This is a genomic window from Microcoleus sp. S13_C5 (assembly GCF_036700845.1).
Taxonomy (GTDB): Bacteria; Cyanobacteriota; Cyanobacteriia; order Cyanobacteriales; family Microcoleaceae; genus Microcoleus.
In genome coordinates this window covers 50,711-69,398 of sequence record NZ_JAUBPR010000011.1, presented here as the reverse complement: position 1 = coordinate 69,398, position 18,688 = coordinate 50,711, and the positions used below count along the sequence as shown (strand labels likewise).

Below are 18,688 nucleotides of genomic sequence, written 5' to 3'. Positions count from 1 at the left end.
ATGCAAGAACAATTAACAATTTTTTTTTCAACAGTTGCTGTATCTTCTAGACTCGCCTGCAACGTGGTGCCGGAGTTGCGACTGTACGCTGTTTTTGACTCGCTGACGGCACTGGCTTATTGCTCGATCGCCCTATCTTTAGTTTATTTTACCCGCCAAGGTTCTCACCGCAAGATTTTCCGGGTGTTTGCCGTTGTTTTTTTTGCCTGGGGGGCGGCTAAATTGACCGAAGTTTGGACGCTTTGGCATTCCATATATTGGCTGTCGGTAACTCTCAAAGCTGCAAGTGCTTTGATTTCTTGGCTTTTAGCGACACTCGCCCTCGCCCTCATGCCTAAAGCACTTGCCGAGTCTGGTTTCAATCAAAAAGAAAAATTTCAACAACAGTCATTAAAACAGGTAGAAGAAAATCAGCACCAGCATGATATCCAGAAAGGAGAATTGGCAAAACAAGCTCTCAATTTTTGCCCTTCAGATACTATTGTCGATCGCACTTTAGCTCTCAATTCGCTTAATGAACAGTTAGAAAAAGAAATTGCCGATCGCCACCGGGTTGAGGAAAAGTTGCAACTGACTCAATTTGCGATCGACAGATCGGCAGATGCGATATTCTGGATCGGGCCCGACGGTAAATTTTTGTACGTCAACGACGCCGCTTGCTCTTCATTGGGATATTCTACCGCTGAATTGCTCTCGATGACCGTACACGACATCAATCCCGATTTTCCCCAAACTGCTTGGAGTTTGCACTGGAAAGTCTTAAAACGCTGTGGTTCGGTTAATATTGAAGTTCACCACATCACTAAGTACGGTCGCATTTTTCCGGTAGAAATCACGATCAACCATTTGGAATTTAACGGCAAAGAATATCAGTGCGCGTTTGCTCGCGACATTAGCGAACGCAAGCGGATTGAGGCAGCTTTGCGAGAAAGAGAAGAAGAATTTAGGTCATTAGTTTCTAACATTCCCGGTGCGGTTTATCGGTGCAGCCCTGCTGGGCGATCGAGCCTAACTTTTATCAGCAGTGGCATAGAAGCTATTTCCGGCTATCCTGCAGCTAACTTTATGCAAAAACCGGTGCAGGCTTTTCCGAGTATAGTTCATCCCGATGACGCTGAGCCGATGGAGACAATGATCGATCGGGCTATTAAGACAAAACAACCTTACATCATCGAATATCGCCTAATTCACTGCGACGGAAATGTGCGGTGGGTTGTAGAGAAAGGTCAAGCCCTTTTCAACGCAGACGGTGAAGTTTTATCCCTCAACGGTGCCATTTTTGACATAACAGAGCGCAAAGCAGCGGAGGATGCTTTGCGGCTCTCCGAGGCGATCGCCAACAACAGAGCCCAGCAGCTAGAAATCGCTCTCAAAGAACTCCAAGAAACTCAAGCTCACCTAATTCATACCGAAAAAATGTCAAGTCTCGGTCAAATGGTAGCTGGAGTAGCTCACGAAATTAATAACCCTGTTAGTTTTATCTACGGCAATATTTCCTACGCCAGCCAATATATCCGAGACTTGTTGCAGCTTGTGGAACTTTACCAAAAACACTATCCTCAGCCAGAGGTAGAAATTCAAGAATGTATTGACAATATCGATTTAGAATTTCTGAGAGAAGATTTAGTAAAAATATTATCTTCGATGAAAATGGGAGCCGATCGCATTCGCGAAATAGTTCTGAGCTTGCGAAATTTCTCGCGTTTAGACGACTCGGTAAAAAAGCCTACCAACCTTCACGAAGGCATAGACAATACGCTCTTAATATTGCATAACAAACTCCGAGCCAGAGGCGACTATCCAGAAATAAAAATAATCAAAGATTACGGTCAACTCCCTTTAATAGAATGTTATGCGGGTCAGCTAAATCAGGTATTTATGAACCTGCTTAGCAACAGTATTGACGCCTTGGAAGATGCTTGCAACCAAAAAAGGCGAGCGGCAGCCGGCGGCGAGGATTGGAAACCAACTATTAGCATTCGCACAGAAGCCCTGAACGAAAATAGCATTTGCATCCGCATTTCCGATAATGCGATCGGCATGACAGAAGACGTGCGTAGCCGATTATTTGACCCGTTTTTCACGACAAAACCGATGGGAAAAGGCACTGGTTTAGGGTTAGCCATCAGTTACCGAATTGTCGCGGAAAAACACGCCGGAGCCTTGAGCTGCCGTTCCACCGTAGGAGAAGGTACGGAATTTGCGATCGAGATTCCTTTATGAATTAGTGCGACGGAAGTATCAAGGATTTGGCAGAAGTTATCGCTGACTCTAAATCGGGCGGTAGAACTATCAAAAAATGAAATTTTGCTGGAGTAGGAAGTGAAAACCAGCTCAGATAAAGTCCGTTAGCATCGTCGGGCATAAAATCCAGTCCACAGTCAACAATCACCGACGGTGCAACCGGACTTGATATAATTCATCTGCGTTAATCTGTGTTGATATGCCCTCATCTGCGGTAAAAAAAAAGAGACTTTCTCGGGCTGCAGATGACAAGGGATTGACGCTGACTCACGCAGAGGTGGAGAAGAGAGATATGAATAATTCTGATGCTCACACATGGAATATCAAAAGTAATTTTGTTTCGTGCTTTAAGTTAACTGTAAAAGAACAGCGCGACTTGCTGAATTTCCTAAAAAGTTTAACAGAAGTCTAATTGATCAACAACCCCACTTTTACAGAGCCGAATTTACCCTTGTTTTAACTCGCCAATCGGCAACTCAATCACCCACTTCTACCCTCCCCACCAGTATAAAAACACCGCGCTAATCCTCAACATGGCAGTGAAATTATAAATTCTGTACCGCGACCTAAAGTTGAGCTTACTTCTAGCATACCGCCGTGTTTCTCAACTACAATCTGCCGTGCGATCGCTAATCCCAATCCGGTTCCTTTCCCAACACTTTTGGTCGTAAATAAATGATCAAAAATCTTTTCCTTTACCTCGTTAGTCATCCCCTTACCATTATCTTGAATCCGAATCACAGCTTGTTGTTCTGGTGACAATTCTGTTTTTATGATAATTTGGTTAGGCTGGGCTTGAATTTCGGTATAAGTACGTCCTTGATTGCCTTCATCGATCGCCTCCATCGCATTTGCTAGAATATTCATAAATACCTGATTCAATTGTCCCACATAGCACTCTACTGGCGGTAAATCTCCGTAGTCTGTCACTATTAGAATTTCAGGTCGCCGTTCATTAGCTTTGAGGCGATGTTTGAGAATCAGAAGGGTACTGTCAATACCATCGTGAATGTTGCAAGCCACAGGGCGATCGCTATCTGCACGGGAAAAAGTACATAGACTGGTGCTGATATTTTTCAGGCGATCGCACGCCATCACCATAGAATTAACGGTGTTCGGTAAGTCTTCTAAAAGATAATCCAACTCAATATCTAAAGCATGATCGAGAATTTCATCACTGGCATTTGGTAGATATTTTTGATAAAGGTTCAAATGTTCAAAAACTTCATTTATATTTAGTTTAAGTTGCTCCAAGCTACCAAAAATAAATCCCAAAGGATTATTCATTTCATGGGCAACCCCAGCCACTAAATTGCCCAAAGCTGACATTTTTTCACTTTGTATCAATTGGAGTTGGGAGGCTTGTAGTTCGGCAGATTTTTGTGCAACTTTCTGTTCTAAGTTTTGAGTTAATTGACGGAGTTGTAAATGCGTTTTTACCCGCGCCAATACTTCCTGTTCTTGAAAAGGTTTAGTAACATAATCAACAGCACCTAACTCCAGGGCATGGACTTTGCTATCAGTATCAGCGAGAGCAGTCATAAAAATAACAGGAATATCACAGGTACGGGGATTTGCTTTTAATCGTCGGCAAGTTTCAAAACCGTTGATTCCGGGCATCATAATATCTAATAAAATCAAATCCGGTAATTTTCGCTCAATTTGCTGGAGGGCCCGTTCACCGCTAGTGGCGATCGCCACATCAAAACCCATATCGCTCAAAGCGTCTGAAATGACATCCAGATTAGCAGGGATATCATCCACAATTAAAATTAAACCAGTAACTACTGCACTCATTTTTACTTTCTCCTTAAATAGGATTTTTAGGTAAATAATATTGAATTAATTCTTCAATTTTTTCTGATTTAAATTGCTTCGCAAGCTCTAAAACTTGCTGAATGAAAGGTTGATAGCGCTCGTCCTTTTCTCCAATCTTTTCTGCCACTTCTGCCAATTTTTTCAAGCGTCCTTCTTGAGCAAATTCCAATAATACTTGTAAGTCGGCTGTATCGGGGATTATCAGTTCTGATAACGAAACTCCTACCGGAATATTCGAGTTTCCTTTCGTTTTTGTTTCTTCATGGTTCCAAGTAATTTGTAAATGATTAGCCAAGGCATTAAATAAATCCCCAACATTCACGGGTTTCGCTAGAAAATCATCACCTCCGGCTTCTAGGCTCATCTGTTGATCGGCTTGCGCCACTGAAGCAGATGAAACCACAACTTTCAAATGTTTTAACTGCTCGTCATTGCGTAATTGTTTCAGCATTTCAAAGCCATTCATAATCGGCATTGCCAAATCTGTAATGACTAAATCCGGTAACTGTCCTCGCATTTTTTCTAAACCTTCTTGTCCGTTTTTAGCTTCTCTAACTACAAAACCAAGAGGTTCTAATAAATTGAGAATTACGCTGCGATTTTCCCAACGATCGTCAATAATTAAAAGCCGTTTCAGCGTACCATTATAACTGATAATATTGCCAGCATCATCAATTTGCTGTTGTATCCAATCATTTGTCAAAGGTAGCTCTACTTCAAAAAAGAATTGACTTCCCTCTCCCAGTTGACTTTGAACTTGAATATGTCCACCCATCAACTGCACGATTTGTTGGCTAATTGCGAGTCCTAAACCTGTGCCTTCCGCTTGACGACTTCTATCCCCTACTTGCTCAAAGGTTCGGAATAGTTTCGGCATATCCTCTGTGGCAATACCCACTCCGGTATCTATGACGGAAAAGCGCAAATGGGTGAATGAAAGTTGATTACTATTTGAGTCTAATCGTTCCACTTTTAGGGTAACGCTGCCTTTATCGGTAAATTTTATACCATTACCTAATAAGTTAATAAGTACCTGTCGCAAGCGTTTTTCATCGGCGATAATACCACTCGGCAAATTAGCATCAGGCTCATAGTAGAAATTAATACTTTTCTGTTGAACGCGAATTTGGAAAATTTCAACAACACCTTGCAGCAGTGAAGGTAAATAAATGCCCTTGGGAGAGAGTTCAAGTTTGCGAGCTTCGATTTTAGAGAGGTCAAGAACATCATTAATTAAGGTGAGTAAATGAGAACCACATTGATGAATGATATTTATACCGTGACGTTCTTTTTCAGGAATAAACTTGGAACGTCCGAGAATTTGAGCATAGCCCAAGATACCATTGAGAGGGGTGCGGAGTTCGTGACTCATGTTAGCAAGAAATTCACTTTTAGCTTGATTGGCCGCATTAGCATATTCCTTTTTTTCCTCTAAATCGCGATAAGATTCGGCTAACTTGATGGTCATACGGTTGAACTCTTTGGCTAATTCTTCGACTTCATCGCCAGTCTGGATATCTAATCTGTAGTCCAAATCACCTTCTCTAATGGTCGCCACTCCTTGCTGAAGTTTTTTGATAGACCGCACGGCTGGTAATAGAATTAGGAAAAACAATCCAGCAAGAACTAGAAAAGTAAAAACAAGAATCCCCCACTTGACAAATTGTTCGGTTTGATTCAGATTTTTTCCAGCTTCAATGGCTAGTTTTTGCTCTTGCTGAAAAATTCTAATAATCTTAGAAGTAAAAAAATTAATGTCTCGGCTAAAACTATTAATTGCTTTATAGTCTTCCTTAATATCTGTCATTAATAGACTATTCTTGACAAGAACAGATTGATTTATTTCAGTAGCTAAGCGATCTAAAATTTGATATTTACGATATACAATCTCTAACTCTTTTGTCTCGGAACTTAGTTTGTGCATTTCATCTAATGTAGATAAAACTTTTTGCTTTTCCGTTGCATATTCAGCAATTTTAGCTTGAGGATTTTCTAGCACTAGCAAATCTTTAAGTATAATAATTTGATGCGCTAGGAGAGCATCTAGGCTTTGAGCGTCACTCATCAATTTGATACTTTTATAATAGGACTCTTCTACTCTATTACGCGCCCTTTCCAGCAGCAGAATATTACTCGTTCCTATCGCAATGACGATCGTCCCTATAGTTAGGACAGAAGCACCTAAAAAATTTTGCCAAATTTTCATTGTTTATTACCCAATTTTTCATCTAGTTGTTTTTTAACTTGCCTAACTCCATCGTAGTCTGAGTCTTGCACTAGGGTATATCCATTAGAAGGGATACCCTCAAGACTTAACATTCCAATAGGAGCGCTAATAAATGCTTCTTTCAATTCAATAATAAGCTGGGGTGATAGTTTTTGAGATACCACCACAGGAAGTTCAGGAATGGGTTCCGATTGCCAAATAACCGGATAAGAATCATTGATTGTGCCAGATTCCTTGGCTTGTTCATAGAACTTTGACTCAATAGCTACGGCATCAACTTTTCCATCTAACAGCGCCACTAATGTTTTATCGTGAGATTGAAAAAACTCAACGGAGGCAAAGTCGCGATCAAGATTAAAACCTATATCTAATAGGTGAACGACAGGAAACATATAGCCTGATGTTGATTGTTTATTGACTAAACCCAGCCGCTTACCCTTGAGATCGTCAAGGGTTTTGATCCCACTTGCAGAATTAACGACAATCACGGATTTATACCAAGGCCGTCCTGTAGTTTTACTGATAGGAGCAACAATCGGCTCGATTTTTGGATTCCGTTCCTTTGCTTGAAGATAAGTCAGTGGCCCTAATATAGCGACTTGCACCTTTTCTTCTACTAAGAGATCGACAGCAGTATTGTAGTCTTTGGTTCCTTCAATAGAGACAGGTTGTTTCAGGGTTTTCTTGAGGTATTCAGCTAAAGTTTCTTGTCGTTCTTGTCTCTGTGCATCATTTGTACTGCCCATAAAGACAATCTTTAAGGTTGATGGTATTTTTTCAATACTTACTTGACTCCTTTGTGTTGGCTGAGAATTGTTGTTACTAGAAGTTTGAGTGGTACACCCTGTCATATTCGTCATTAATGGAGGGAATATTAGGCTAATTATAACTATCGGCAGCTTCATTAATGAATTGAGTCGTTTCTGTGAATTGGCGGGCATAACTAGAAGCTCCTTAAATTGAATATTGATAGATTGATAGTCATCCTAAAATCGTTTTTTAAACTTCACATAAAATCCTATCTGCCTAAATATAAAAGCTGACAGGGCAAGGTTTTATATATTATTCAAGCACACCTTATATTGATATTAGAAGCAGGACAGAAAAGGCAGGCGTGAAAAGAGGATGGAGGATAATATTGGGAGAGTTTAATTAATATTGCTTTGGTAAAGTAATGATAAACTAACTTCCTTTTCTGAACTCTAAGTTAACATCAATTGTTCCTCCATGTGTTTCTAAACTCCAATCTGCCGTGCGATCGCCAATCCTAAACCCGTTCCTTTTCCCACTGCTTTCGTCGTCAATAAATAATCCAATATCTTTTGTTTGACCTCCCAAAGGGCGTAGCAGTAAGAAGCTTCTTTAGGCTCTAATATAGCTGATAGGAATCTCGATCGCTAACTCTGTACCATCTCCAACTCTAGAATTACAGGTTAATTTACCGCCATGTTTTTTGACAATACCATAGCTAACAGATAAACCCAAACCTGTACCGCTACCCACTGGTTTAGTTGTAAAAAATGGATCGAATATTCGGGATTGAATATTCGCCGGGATACCGGCACCATTATCAGTGATTTTAATTCTAACCCTGTCTTTTTCAATGAATTCAGTCTGAATCCTGATTACAGGGTTTTTATCTGTTTTATTAATTGAGTGAAGAGCATCAATAGCGTTACTGATAATACTCAGAAATACTTGATTTATCTCACTAGCATAACAAATGACATTGGGCAGATTTCCATACTCTTTAATAACTTGTATTTCTGATTTGCCATCGCTCAGTCTTAAGCGAGTTTGTAAAATTAGCAAAGTGCTTTCAATTCCGGTATGTAAATCTACTGCTTTCATGTCGGCTTCATCTAAGCGGGAAAAGTTACGCAAACTCAGGATAATTTGGCTAATGCGATCGCTCCCTGCTTTCATAGATTCCAGAATTTTAATTAAATCTTTCCAGATAAATTCTAAATCCATTTCTTCTATTTTCGCTTGAATTACTTTACTGGGTTTAGGATACTCTTGTTGATAAATATCAAGTAAAATAAGCAAGTCTTTGACATAATCCTCTATATGTGCAACATTACTACGAATAAATGTTACTGGATTGTTGATTTCGTGAGCAATCCCAGCTACCAGTTGACCCAGAGATGACATTTTTTCGCTCTGAATTAATTGTGCTTGGGTTTGTTGTAAGTTTTTAAATGCTTGCTCTAAATCAAAAGCTTTTTGCCTTAAATCTTCCGTTTTTTGCGCTACTTCTGCTTCTAAGCTTTGAGAATATTTCTCTATTTGTTTATATAAACGAGCATTATCAATAGAGCTCGCCGCTTGAGCTGCGAGCATCTGGAGAATTTCTACTCGCTCATTAGTAAATGCTCCCACTGTTAAGTTATTTTCTAAGTACACAATACCAACGAGCTTTCCTTGCCGAATAATTGGAGTACATAAAACTGATTTAGGTTGATGAGCGATAATATAGCGATCGCCTGCAAATTGGTCGGCTTTACTTAAGTTGTCAAAAACAGCAGTCGCTTGAGTTCGTGCCACCGCATAAATCAAACTCTGAGGAATTTCCTGATATTGTTCCAAAGGAATTTCTAATATTTTTGTCTGCTTTTGTGCGGCTTGAGCGACGACTAACCATTGTCGGTCTTGGCGAAGCACTAAACAACCGATTTGTGCTCCCCCATTCGCAAGCATAATCTGCATCAAAGTGGCTAATAATTTCTCTAACTCAATTTCTTGTGAAATGGCTTGTGCCGCCATCATTACTGCTGGAAAATCTAACCATAAATTCTCGCTACTACTGACGCTAGTTAGGCTTCCCATCCAGGTCGGGTTGATGGTTGTCCCAGATGTGATGGCCAACTTAGCAGGCTGGACAATAGCTTTCAGTAGTTGTGGATAGTGGCGTTCTAAATAAGCTACTTTAGCTTTTGCATCCCAACGGGAATAACAGTAATAGGCTTCAATCATGTAAGATTGCGCCACTTTTTCTTTCCCCCAATCTAAGTAGAATTTGGCAGCTAGTTCGTTGGCTAAACCTTCTTCTTGGATATAAGCATTTTCTTTGGCTCCTGAAATGGCGCGATCGTACCAATCTCCAGCTTCATAATTCTTGCCTAAAACCCGGCATTTTTCTGCCTCTATTAAGTCAACTTTATGTTGGTAATTCATCGGTGCATGGTGCGCCCATTGAGTCAGAGTGGTTTGATGAGTTTCCACCAGAGCGAGAGTGTTAGCTTGCTCAATTTCTGACTGTGTAGAGAATAGTGCCAAGTAGGTTAACCCAGCATAGAAATGGAAAACCGCAGTATGAATCATTGCTGCCGCTACCATCAAATAGGCTTTAGCTTGAGCAAGGTAGTCTAGGGCGTTAGTGTAGTTGCCAAAGAGATAGGCAAGCATCAGTTTGTAGTTAGAGGCAACAGCGAGCGCAGTAAATTCACTATCCTGATTGTGCTGAGGAAACATCACGGTTTCATCATAAGCCTTACCGATTAACAAATCCGGTTGATTGACAATTTCCCTCAAGTTCTGCACCGTCTGTTGTGTGATCTTGACGTAAACCATAGGAGAATATTGCTTCACAGTCGCTAAAGCAACACAGTAATTTTCTATTTCTGCTTCCCAATCATCAAGCTCTACTCCTGAGAAAAAAATATTATATAAATAACAACTGATGCTATAGCCAGCATTTAGAAAATCACCTGTTTCCATTCCGACAACATAGCCCTCTTTCGCCGTTGGGATTGTTGCCCTCAGTGCTTCTTGACGATGCTGGATAAAACAGCCAAACCAAACTAAAGTGATACATTTAAATTCTCGCCAATTCAAGTGATTGAGTAAGCTTAGTGCTACTCGCCCAAAGCGATAACCTTTTTCAACTTCTCCGAAATAACCAGACAGCACAATGCCATAGCCCACATACCCGATTGTTGATGCTGGTGCATTGCCAAATTGAAGTGATAGACTGACCATTGTGGCACAAAGTAGAGGCTGCAAGGCCGGATTTCCCATAAAAATAGCCGGAAACAAGATGCCTAACAATTGCATCGCCGCGATTGTCCGAGGATCGCTCATCACGGGAAGGTTAACCAGTTCCTCAATCTGTTTGCCCTCGAGTTGGTTGGCAAGGTTTTGTAATGCAATGCGTGTCAAGGCTTCGTCAGTTTCATAGGGGAGTTCAATCCCCAATTGTGCTAGGGCATTGGTGCCGATAGCGATCGCTTCTAACATCTGACTCTGAGTTGTCAGTGCGTTGATTTGAATCTCAAATATCTTGACTTTATCTAGTATTGTTTTGGCCGATCGCAAAACCTGGGCTGCCATTTCTTCCATGCCATTAAAATCGGCATTTAAGTAAGCCGTTTCAGCCGCAGCCACATAAAGATTCAGGGTTAACTCATACTGAGTTTGCCAACAGTTTTCTGTGAGTAACTCCAGCCCTGTTTTCACAAAACTTCTGGCGCCTGCATAGGCTGTAGAATTTCTGGCTTTCTGTCCGGCTGCTAAGTTCAATCTGGCTAAGGCTTCCCGTTCCTCTGCTTGAGTCATGAACTCAATTCCTAAATTCAAATGCCCGACAATATCAAACAGCTTTTCCTCTTTTTCTATCTCTGATAAGTTTTGTTGGAGTAGTTGCCCAATATGGTAATGGGTCTGCTGTTTTTGCTCGTCAGGAATCAATGAATAAGCCGCTTGTTGGACGCGATCGTGTAAAAATCGATAAGTCGGATTAGCGGAATCATTGAAAACTTCCTCACTATCAGATTGGGTATAGAACTTATAGATTTTGGTAGTAGGAATTACCAAACCTTCCTGCAAGGCTTTCCATAAAGCTGTTGCACTACTGTCTGGTGATTTCTCACTGACAATTGCTAAGGTATTCAAATCAAACTGCGCCCCAATACAAGCTGCTAGTGTGAGACTCTCCTGAGTTTCTCTGGGCAATTTCTGTAATTGCAAGGCCATGAATTCAACGACATCATCAGTAATTGCTAAGGCCTTGACTTGGGCAAGATTGCATTGCCAAGATTGAATTTTCCAATCAAAGCTAATTAACTTGTCATCATGTAATGCTTTGAGAAACTGGGTTGCAAAAAAAGGATTACCTTGAGTTTTTTGAGAAACCAATTTTGTTAAAGGCAGGGCTAGAGATGATTCACAATTCAGTGTATCTGCCACTAACTGATTCATATCAGGTTCCCTTAACGGTGGTAAAGTAATTGTATTCACCGTTGCCCCAGTTTGGACAATTTCATCCACTGTTAAAATGAATGGATGTACAGGGGAGACTTCATTATCTCGATACGCACCTAATATTAATAGATACCCCCCATCTTGCATCAATAATTTCAGCAAGTTCAGTGATGCGGAATCGGCCCATTGCAAGTCATCTAAAAACATGACTAACGGATGTTCTTTACTGGTAAAGACTTGCACAAATTTTTGAAACAGGAGATTAAAGCGATTTTGGGCGGCTGTTCCTGATAATTCAAGGGCGGCGGGCTGTTTACCGATAATATTTTCTAACTCAGGAATTACGTCAATTAAGACTTGTCCGTTCTCTCCTAATGCGGTTAATATCTGGCTATTCCATGTTTCTAATTGCCAATCTGATTCGGATAGCAATTGCCCCATTAAATCGCGGAATGCTTGCACAAAGGCGCTGAAGGGAATGTTGCGCTGAAATTGGTCATATTTCCCTTTAATAAAATAACCCCGTTTCCGCACAATGGGTTTATGAACTTCGTTGACTACAGCCGTTTTTCCAATTCCTGAAAAACCCGCAACGAGCATCATTTCTGCTGCACCTTCGCTGACTCTTTCAAAGGCTTGTATGAGCGTTTCTACTTCGGTTTCTCGTCCATACAGTTTGTCGGGGATGAGGAAGCGATCGCATACATCCCGCGTTGCTAACTCAAAAGTTTCAATCTTTCCAGTTTCTTGGTACTGGTGCAAACACCGTTCTAAGTCATGCTTCAACCCCCTGGCACTTTGATAGCGCTGTTCGGCATTTTTTGCCATCAGCTTCATGACAATATCCGAAACCACCTGCGGGATTTCTTTGCTGTTTATTGCAGGAGGTTGTTTGGCAATATGGCAGTGAACCAGCTCCATGGGGTCGTCACATTCAAATGGCAGTTTTCCTGTCAGCAGTTCGTAAAAGGTGGCCCCCAGAGAATAAAAGTCGGTGCGGTAGTCGATGCCTCGGTTCATTCGTCCAGTTTGTTCGGGAGAAATATAGGCGAGGGTTCCTTCTAAAACGTTGGGATTTTGAATTTCTTGAGTTTCTCTCGGCAGTAGGGAGGCGATGCTAAAGTCTATGAGTTTGACTTGTTTAGTCTCGGGATGTATAAGGACGTTAGCTGGCTTAATATCTTTGTGAATGACTCGGTTTTGGTACAGTCCGTCCAGGATGTCTGTTATTTGAATGGCAATTTCCAAGATGTCTGCTAAAGTCCGCGTAGGTGTTTCACCGAGCCGTTTTCGGCATCGATCTTGGGCGTATTGCCGTAGAGAAATGCCGCCAAAATCCTCCATCACTAGGGCATAGCTGTTGCGGTAGGATTCCAAACTGTAAGGTTCAACGACTCCCGGCAGGCGTAGATTTTTGGCGATGGTATACTGGTTGCGGAATTGCAGCAGTTCGCTGAAACTGGGATAATCTCGATTTAATAGTTTAATGACAACTGGAAGCCGATCAATTTCTCGAATGGCTCGATAAACCAGGGTTTTAGAACCACTGTACAGTTGCTCGATTAGACGGTATCCGGCAATTGGTCTGGTTAAATCTATACCTGCATTCATTTTGGCTATCCTAATCTCAAATATTGACTGCTAAAAATTAATGTGCGTCTCTATGTGTAAGGGTTAAATACGCCGATCGCATAATTAACTTCATCCGGTTGTCGGCAATGATATCGTAAACTCCGTCCCTTCTCCCAATACAGAATTTACCTCGATTGTACCGCCGTGTTTCTCAACTACAATCTGCCGTGCGATCGCCAAACCCAATCCCGTCCCTTTACCCACACCTTTAGTTGTAAATAAGTGGTCAAAAATATGACCTTTTATCTCATCTGATATTCCTGGCCCGTTGTCATGAATGCGAATCGTCACCCACTCCTTAGACTGTCTTTCGGTGCGAATCGTGATGCAATTGGCTGGCGCTTTAATCTTCTCTAAACTCCGTTCCCGATTTGATTCTTCCATTGCATCAATGGCATTTGCCAATATATTCATAAACACCTGATTTAATTGTCCGGGGAAGCAATCCACTGAGGGCAAGTTCCCGTACTCTTTCACAACTTCAATCGCTGGACGCTGGTCGTTCGCTTTCAATCTGTGTTTGAGAATCAAAATCGTACTGTTAATTCCGTCATGAATATTGAAAGGAACTTTGTAATCTTTGTCGGCTCGGGAGAAGGTACGAAGACTGGTGCTGATACCTTGGATGCGATCGCACCCGATTTGCATCGAATTCAACATTTTGGGTAAATCTTCTAAGAGATATTCGATATCAAGTTCTTCTGCTATTTGCTCGATGTCATCTCCAGGATGGGGAAATTTTTCTTGGTAGACTTGCAGGTATTTAGTTAGATCTTTGACGGCGGTGATCGCTTCATGAATATTGCCAGAAATAAATCCGACTGGATTATTAATTTCATGGGCTACCCCGGCTACTAAATTGCCCAAGGCCGACATTTTTTCGCTCTGTACTAATTGCAGTTGAGATTGTTCCACCTGGTGGGCATAATCCTGCGCTTGCTGATACAGTCGTGCATTTTCTAAGGAAATGGCAGCCTGAGTGCACAGGAAGTTGAGGACGAGGAGACGATCGCGAGTAAACACTCCTTTTGTCGAGCTATGTTCGAGATAAAGTATCGCAACTAAGTTCCCGCGATCGAGAATCGGAGTACATAGCATACTCTGAGAGTGGTACTGGAGCGTACAGTCATTCATTAAACCCGGAATATCGGTCTTGCCACCTTCAATAACCACAGTTTCCAGGGTGTGTTTGACATAATAAACCAGTTTGAGCGGAATCACCGCCGAGCCATCTATAGGTTGGGTTTGTAGTAATGTTGTGGGTAACTCGTTATCTGGATTGATGCGAGTTATTGCGCGGATTTGCCATTCATCCTGATGGGGGAGTAGCAAAGCACAAGTTTCTGCGCCCGAAGTTTTTAAAATAATTTGGTTGAGGCTACCGAACAATTCATCAAGCTGAATTTTACTGGATAAAGCTTGAGCAGCTTGCACAATAGATGCGAAATCAAGAGCATCGGAAATACTGGTGCTGCTATTACTGGAAGTCTGCGAAGAGTGGCTAATCGTTGCCAGCGTCTCTAGAGGATTAAAGCGAAGTTTGGGCTGATTAAGGATAGGCTGAAGTAATTGGGGATAGCGTTGTTCTAAGTCTTCTATTTTGGCTTTAGCTCCCCAACGGGCATAACAGTAATACGCTTCCTGCATATAGCTGGCTGCAACTTTTTCTTTGCACCAGTCAAGGTAGAACTTTGCAGCTAATTCGTTGGCGAGAGCTTCTTCTTGGATATAACCGTTTTCCTGGGCTCCTGCGATCGCGCGATCGTAGAGTTCGAGCGCTTCGGCTTTTTGTCCTAAAATTCGACATTTTTCCGCCTCTACCAAATTAAATTTGTGCAAATGGTTCATTGGTCCGTGACTAGCCCATGTTTGCATTTTTTGCTGATTGGCTGCGACTTTTGCTAGTTGCGTTTCTACGTTGGCAGTATCCCGATTATTTAAGCATCGCAATCGAGCTAAGGAATCGTATAAATAAAATCCGGGAATCACAAACATCCCCGTGACTCCATTTAAATATTTTTCGGCGGTAGCGGCATTTTCCACGGCCTCATCTACTTTTTCAAACAAATAATTTAAAATGAGTTTGTGGCTATGTATGATATGGAGAGCGAGGCGATCATTGACCGAGTAATGAACCGGCAGATATTGTTCCTCGTTGTAAGCTTCCCCCACCAAACAACCTGGGTTGATACTGGGTTTGATTAAGTTTAAAATTCCCTGCCTATGAAGTTCGTTCCACGAAAAAACCGTGTCCTGTTTTAGTTCCCGAAATGCCTGACTGTAACTTGCTACTTCCCGTTCTAGTTCGGTCAAGTTTGTGCCAGCGAAATACGAATTACAAAAACCGTAAAAAGCACAATATGTAGCAAAAATTATATCTCCCGTTTCTAAACCGATTTGATAGGCTGAGAGTAAAGGTTTGATAGTTTCTCTGGCGGGTTCTTTCCAATGTTTAATATCTCCGTCAGTACAGAGAACTACCTTGGCTGTAATTTCTTTAGCATTGAATTTACACAATAGGCTGGAAGCCAGTTGACCAAATTGATAACCTGATTCAATGTCTCCAACTATCACACAAAGCATGACGGCGTAATTCCCATAAGCAAAAGCAGCATTCGGCTCGTTGCCATTTTTAATTAATAGTTTCACTTGCTCACAGGCAATTAGGGGTAAAAATTGAGGGAGAGCGATATAGGCTGGCGAAACAATGCTATTGAGAATCCGTAAAGCTGCTTTTTTTTCCGCCTCCTTCATTTCTGGCAAATGGATTAATTCTTTAATTTCACGCTCGCTCCAGTGAGATTTAGTTAACGCAAATTCCCGTTCAATATCTGCATCGGTTGGCGATTCGGGAAAGCTTATTCCCAATAACTTTAAAATAGAAAAAGCCGTTTGAATCGCTTCTATAAATTGCTTTTGGACTGTATAAGCTTGTATTTTGACTTCGTAAACATTGATTTGGTCTAATAGCGATCGCGTCTCTCGCAATACCTCCTCAATTAATTCTTCCATTGTCTCAAACTCGCCGTTGAGATAGTCTGTCTCTGCCGCCGACTCGGACAAAGCTAAAGTAAGTTCGTATTGATTCTGCCAACAGTCAGTTGCTAGCAGTTTCAGCCCCACTGTGGCATATTCGCGGGCTGCTTGATAGGCGGTTGCCGATCGGGCTTTGCGGCAAGCCGTGAGGTTGAGTTGGGCGAGTTCGTCGCGTTCGGTTTGTTGTGCAATTAAAGCCGTTCCATAGTTTAATTGATTGACCAATTCAAAAATGCGTTCTTCTGTGGCTTCGGGGGAAATTTGTTGTAGCAGTAGTTGCCCGATATGGTAGTGAGTGATTTGTTTTTGCTGGTCGGGAATGAGAGAATAGGCAGCTTGTTGGACGCGATCGTGCAAAAAACGATAGTAAACTGTTTGAAAAGTAGCTCGCTCAATATTGTCTTCTTCCCCTACATAAAATTTATAAACCTCACTCTGAGGTAAAACCAAACCTTCCTGTAAAGTTTTCCACAATGCCGTTGCCGTTTCTGTCTCCGAAATTTCCAAAACAATTGCTAAGGTTTTCAGATCGAACTGATTGCCAATGCAAGCAGCGATTTTTAAAATTGACTGATTTTCAACGGACAATTTTTGTAACTGCTGTGCCATGAATTCAACGATATCATCCGTTAGGGCTGCTTCTGTAATTTTGCTAATATCGCACTGCCAATATCCAGCTTTGATGTCGAAAGTAATCAAGTCATCTTGATGCAATGCTTTGAGAAACTGCGTCGCAAAAAATGGGTTTCCTTTGGTCTTACGCTCGACTAATTCCGTCAAGGGTTCTGCCAATTTCGGAGAACAGGTTAGCGTATCTGCTACCAATTGATTCAAACTGTTTCGAGCGAGCGGTGCCAGTGTGATGGTATTGACAATTGCCCCTATTTTAGTTACTTCATCTAGGGTCAGCATCAAGGGATGGGCAGCGGAAACTTCATTGTCTCGATAGGCTCCAATTAGTAACAAGTGACTGGACTGCGACTCACCTACGAGCAACTGCATCAACTTTAAAGATGCTGAATCTGCCCACTGCAAATCATCCAAAAACATCACTAAGGGATGCTCTTTGGTGGTGAAGACAGAAATAAATTTTTGGAATAGCAAATTAAACCGATTTTGAGCCGCCATTCCCGATAATTCTGGGGCTAGGGGTTGTTGTCCGATAATCCGTTCTAGTTCGGGAATTACTTCGATAAGGACTTGACCGTTGTCACCGAGTGCTGCTAAAATTTTGGTTTTCCATTCTTGGATTTGGAGATCGCTTTCACTGAGCAATTGTGTCATTAAATCGCGGAATGCTTGCACAAATGCCCCCAAGGGAATATTGCGATTGAACTGGTCATATTTACCTTTACTGAAATAGCCATGCTGTCGGACAATGGGTTTGTGAACTTCATTGACTACAACTGTTTTTCCGATGCCGGAAAAGCCGGCAACGAGCATCATTTCGCTGTTCCCTTGTGCTACTCTTTCAAAGGCTGCTAAAAGTTGCTGTATTTCTCGTTCTCGTCCATAAAGCTTTTCGGGAATGATGAAGCGATCGCTAATATCGCGCTGTCCTAATTGAAAGCTTTCAATCTTTCTAGTTTCTTGGTATTGGTGCAAACACCGTTCTAAGTCATGCTTCAATCCCAAGGCACTTTGATAGCGCTGTTCGGCATTTTTTGCCATCAGCTTCATGACAATATCCGAAATCACCTGCGGGATTTCTTGGCTGTTGATTGCAGGAGGTTGTTTGGCAATATGGCAGTGAACCAACTCCATGGGGTCGTCACATTCAAATGGCAGTTTTCCTGTCAGCAGTTCGTAAAACGTTGCTCCCAGAGAATAAAAGTCGGTGCGGTAGTCAATGCCTCGGTTCATTCGTCCAGTTTGTTCGGGAGATATATAGGCGAGGGTTCCTTCTAAAACGTTGGGGTTTTGAATTTCTTGAGTTTCTCTCGGAAGTAGGGAGGCGATGCTAAAGTCTATGAGTTTGACTTGTTTAGTTTCGGGATGTATGAGGACGTTAGCTGGCTTAATATCTTTGTGGATGACTCGGTTTTGGTACAGTCCGTCCAGGATGTCTGTTATTTGAATGGTGATCGCCAATATTTCTGCCAGAGTCAGCGAGTGTTCTTGGGCGTAGTCTCGCAGAGAAATGCCACCAAAATCCTCCATTACTAGAGCATAGCTGTGGCGATAGGACTCCAAATTGTAGGGTTCAACGACTCCAGGGAGACGTAGGTTTTTGGCAATGGTGTATTGGTTGCGGAATTGCAGCAGTTCGCTGAAGCTGGGATAGTCTCGATTTAATAGTTTAATGACAACCGGAAGCCGATCTGTTTCTCGAATGGCTCGATAAACTAGAGTTCTCGAACCGCAGTATAATTGCTCACCCAGATGATATCCAGAAATTCGGTTTGTCAAATCCACTGCTGCACTCCTCTGGATTACTCCATCTTAGACCTTGACTCTTGTAACTAAGTATACACTTTTATTGGTGGAGTCTGAGGAAAATAGAACTACGAGATCTCCAACAGACAGACT

The 18,688-nt window shown here is 41.8% G+C and carries 6 protein-coding genes; 1 reads left to right on the top strand and 5 read right to left on the bottom strand.

All coding sequences use genetic code 11. The annotated features are described in order from the left end of the window. Positions 1-2,223 (top strand): PAS domain S-box protein, encoded by a 2,223-nt coding sequence (locus QUA04_RS05135; protein WP_333254406.1) that lies wholly within the window; start codon positions 1-3, stop codon positions 2,221-2,223. A 549-nt stretch (positions 2,224-2,772) separates the two neighbouring features. Here the strand turns inward: QUA04_RS05135 and QUA04_RS05130 are convergent. The 5 genes from QUA04_RS05130 to QUA04_RS05110 form a co-directional block, all read right to left on the bottom strand. Further along, a complete protein-coding gene (locus QUA04_RS05130) occupies positions 2,773-4,041 on the bottom strand; it encodes a response regulator (protein ID WP_333254404.1) in 1,269 nt (422 codons plus the stop codon). 13 nt (positions 4,042-4,054) lie between these two features. Then, entirely contained in the window at positions 4,055-6,268 is a 2,214-nt protein-coding gene (locus QUA04_RS05125) for an ATP-binding protein (RefSeq protein WP_333254401.1), read from the bottom strand. Next, entirely contained in the window at positions 6,265-7,230 is a 966-nt protein-coding gene (locus tag QUA04_RS05120) for a phosphate/phosphite/phosphonate ABC transporter substrate-binding protein (protein ID WP_333254399.1), read from the bottom strand. The genes QUA04_RS05125 and QUA04_RS05120 overlap by 4 nt, the downstream gene beginning before the upstream one ends. Before the next feature lie 421 nt (positions 7,231-7,651). After that, on the bottom strand, positions 7,652-13,102 hold the full coding sequence (locus QUA04_RS05115) for an AAA family ATPase (RefSeq protein WP_333254397.1): 5,451 nt from the start codon (positions 13,100-13,102) through the stop codon (positions 7,652-7,654). Between the two features lie 90 nt (positions 13,103-13,192). Beyond that, a complete protein-coding gene (locus QUA04_RS05110) occupies positions 13,193-18,574 on the bottom strand; it encodes an AAA family ATPase (protein WP_333254394.1) in 5,382 nt (1,793 codons plus the stop codon). Positions 18,575-18,688 lie beyond the last annotated feature (114 nt).

Excerpts from the sequence above, each read along its gene's own strand:
- QUA04_RS05125 (WP_333254401.1), bottom strand. The coding sequence starts at position 6,268 with ATGAAAATTTGGCAAAATTTTTTAGGTGCTTCTGTCCTAACTATAGGG.
- QUA04_RS05120 (WP_333254399.1), bottom strand. The coding sequence starts at position 7,230 with ATGCCCGCCAATTCACAGAAACGACTCAATTCATTAATGAAGCTGCCG.
- QUA04_RS05130 (WP_333254404.1), bottom strand. The coding sequence starts at position 4,041 with ATGAGTGCAGTAGTTACTGGTTTAATTTTAATTGTGGATGATATCCCT.
- QUA04_RS05135 (WP_333254406.1), top strand. The coding sequence starts at position 1 with ATGCAAGAACAATTAACAATTTTTTTTTCAACAGTTGCTGTATCTTCT.
- QUA04_RS05115 (WP_333254397.1), bottom strand. The coding sequence starts at position 13,102 with ATGAATGCAGGTATAGATTTAACCAGACCAATTGCCGGATACCGTCTA.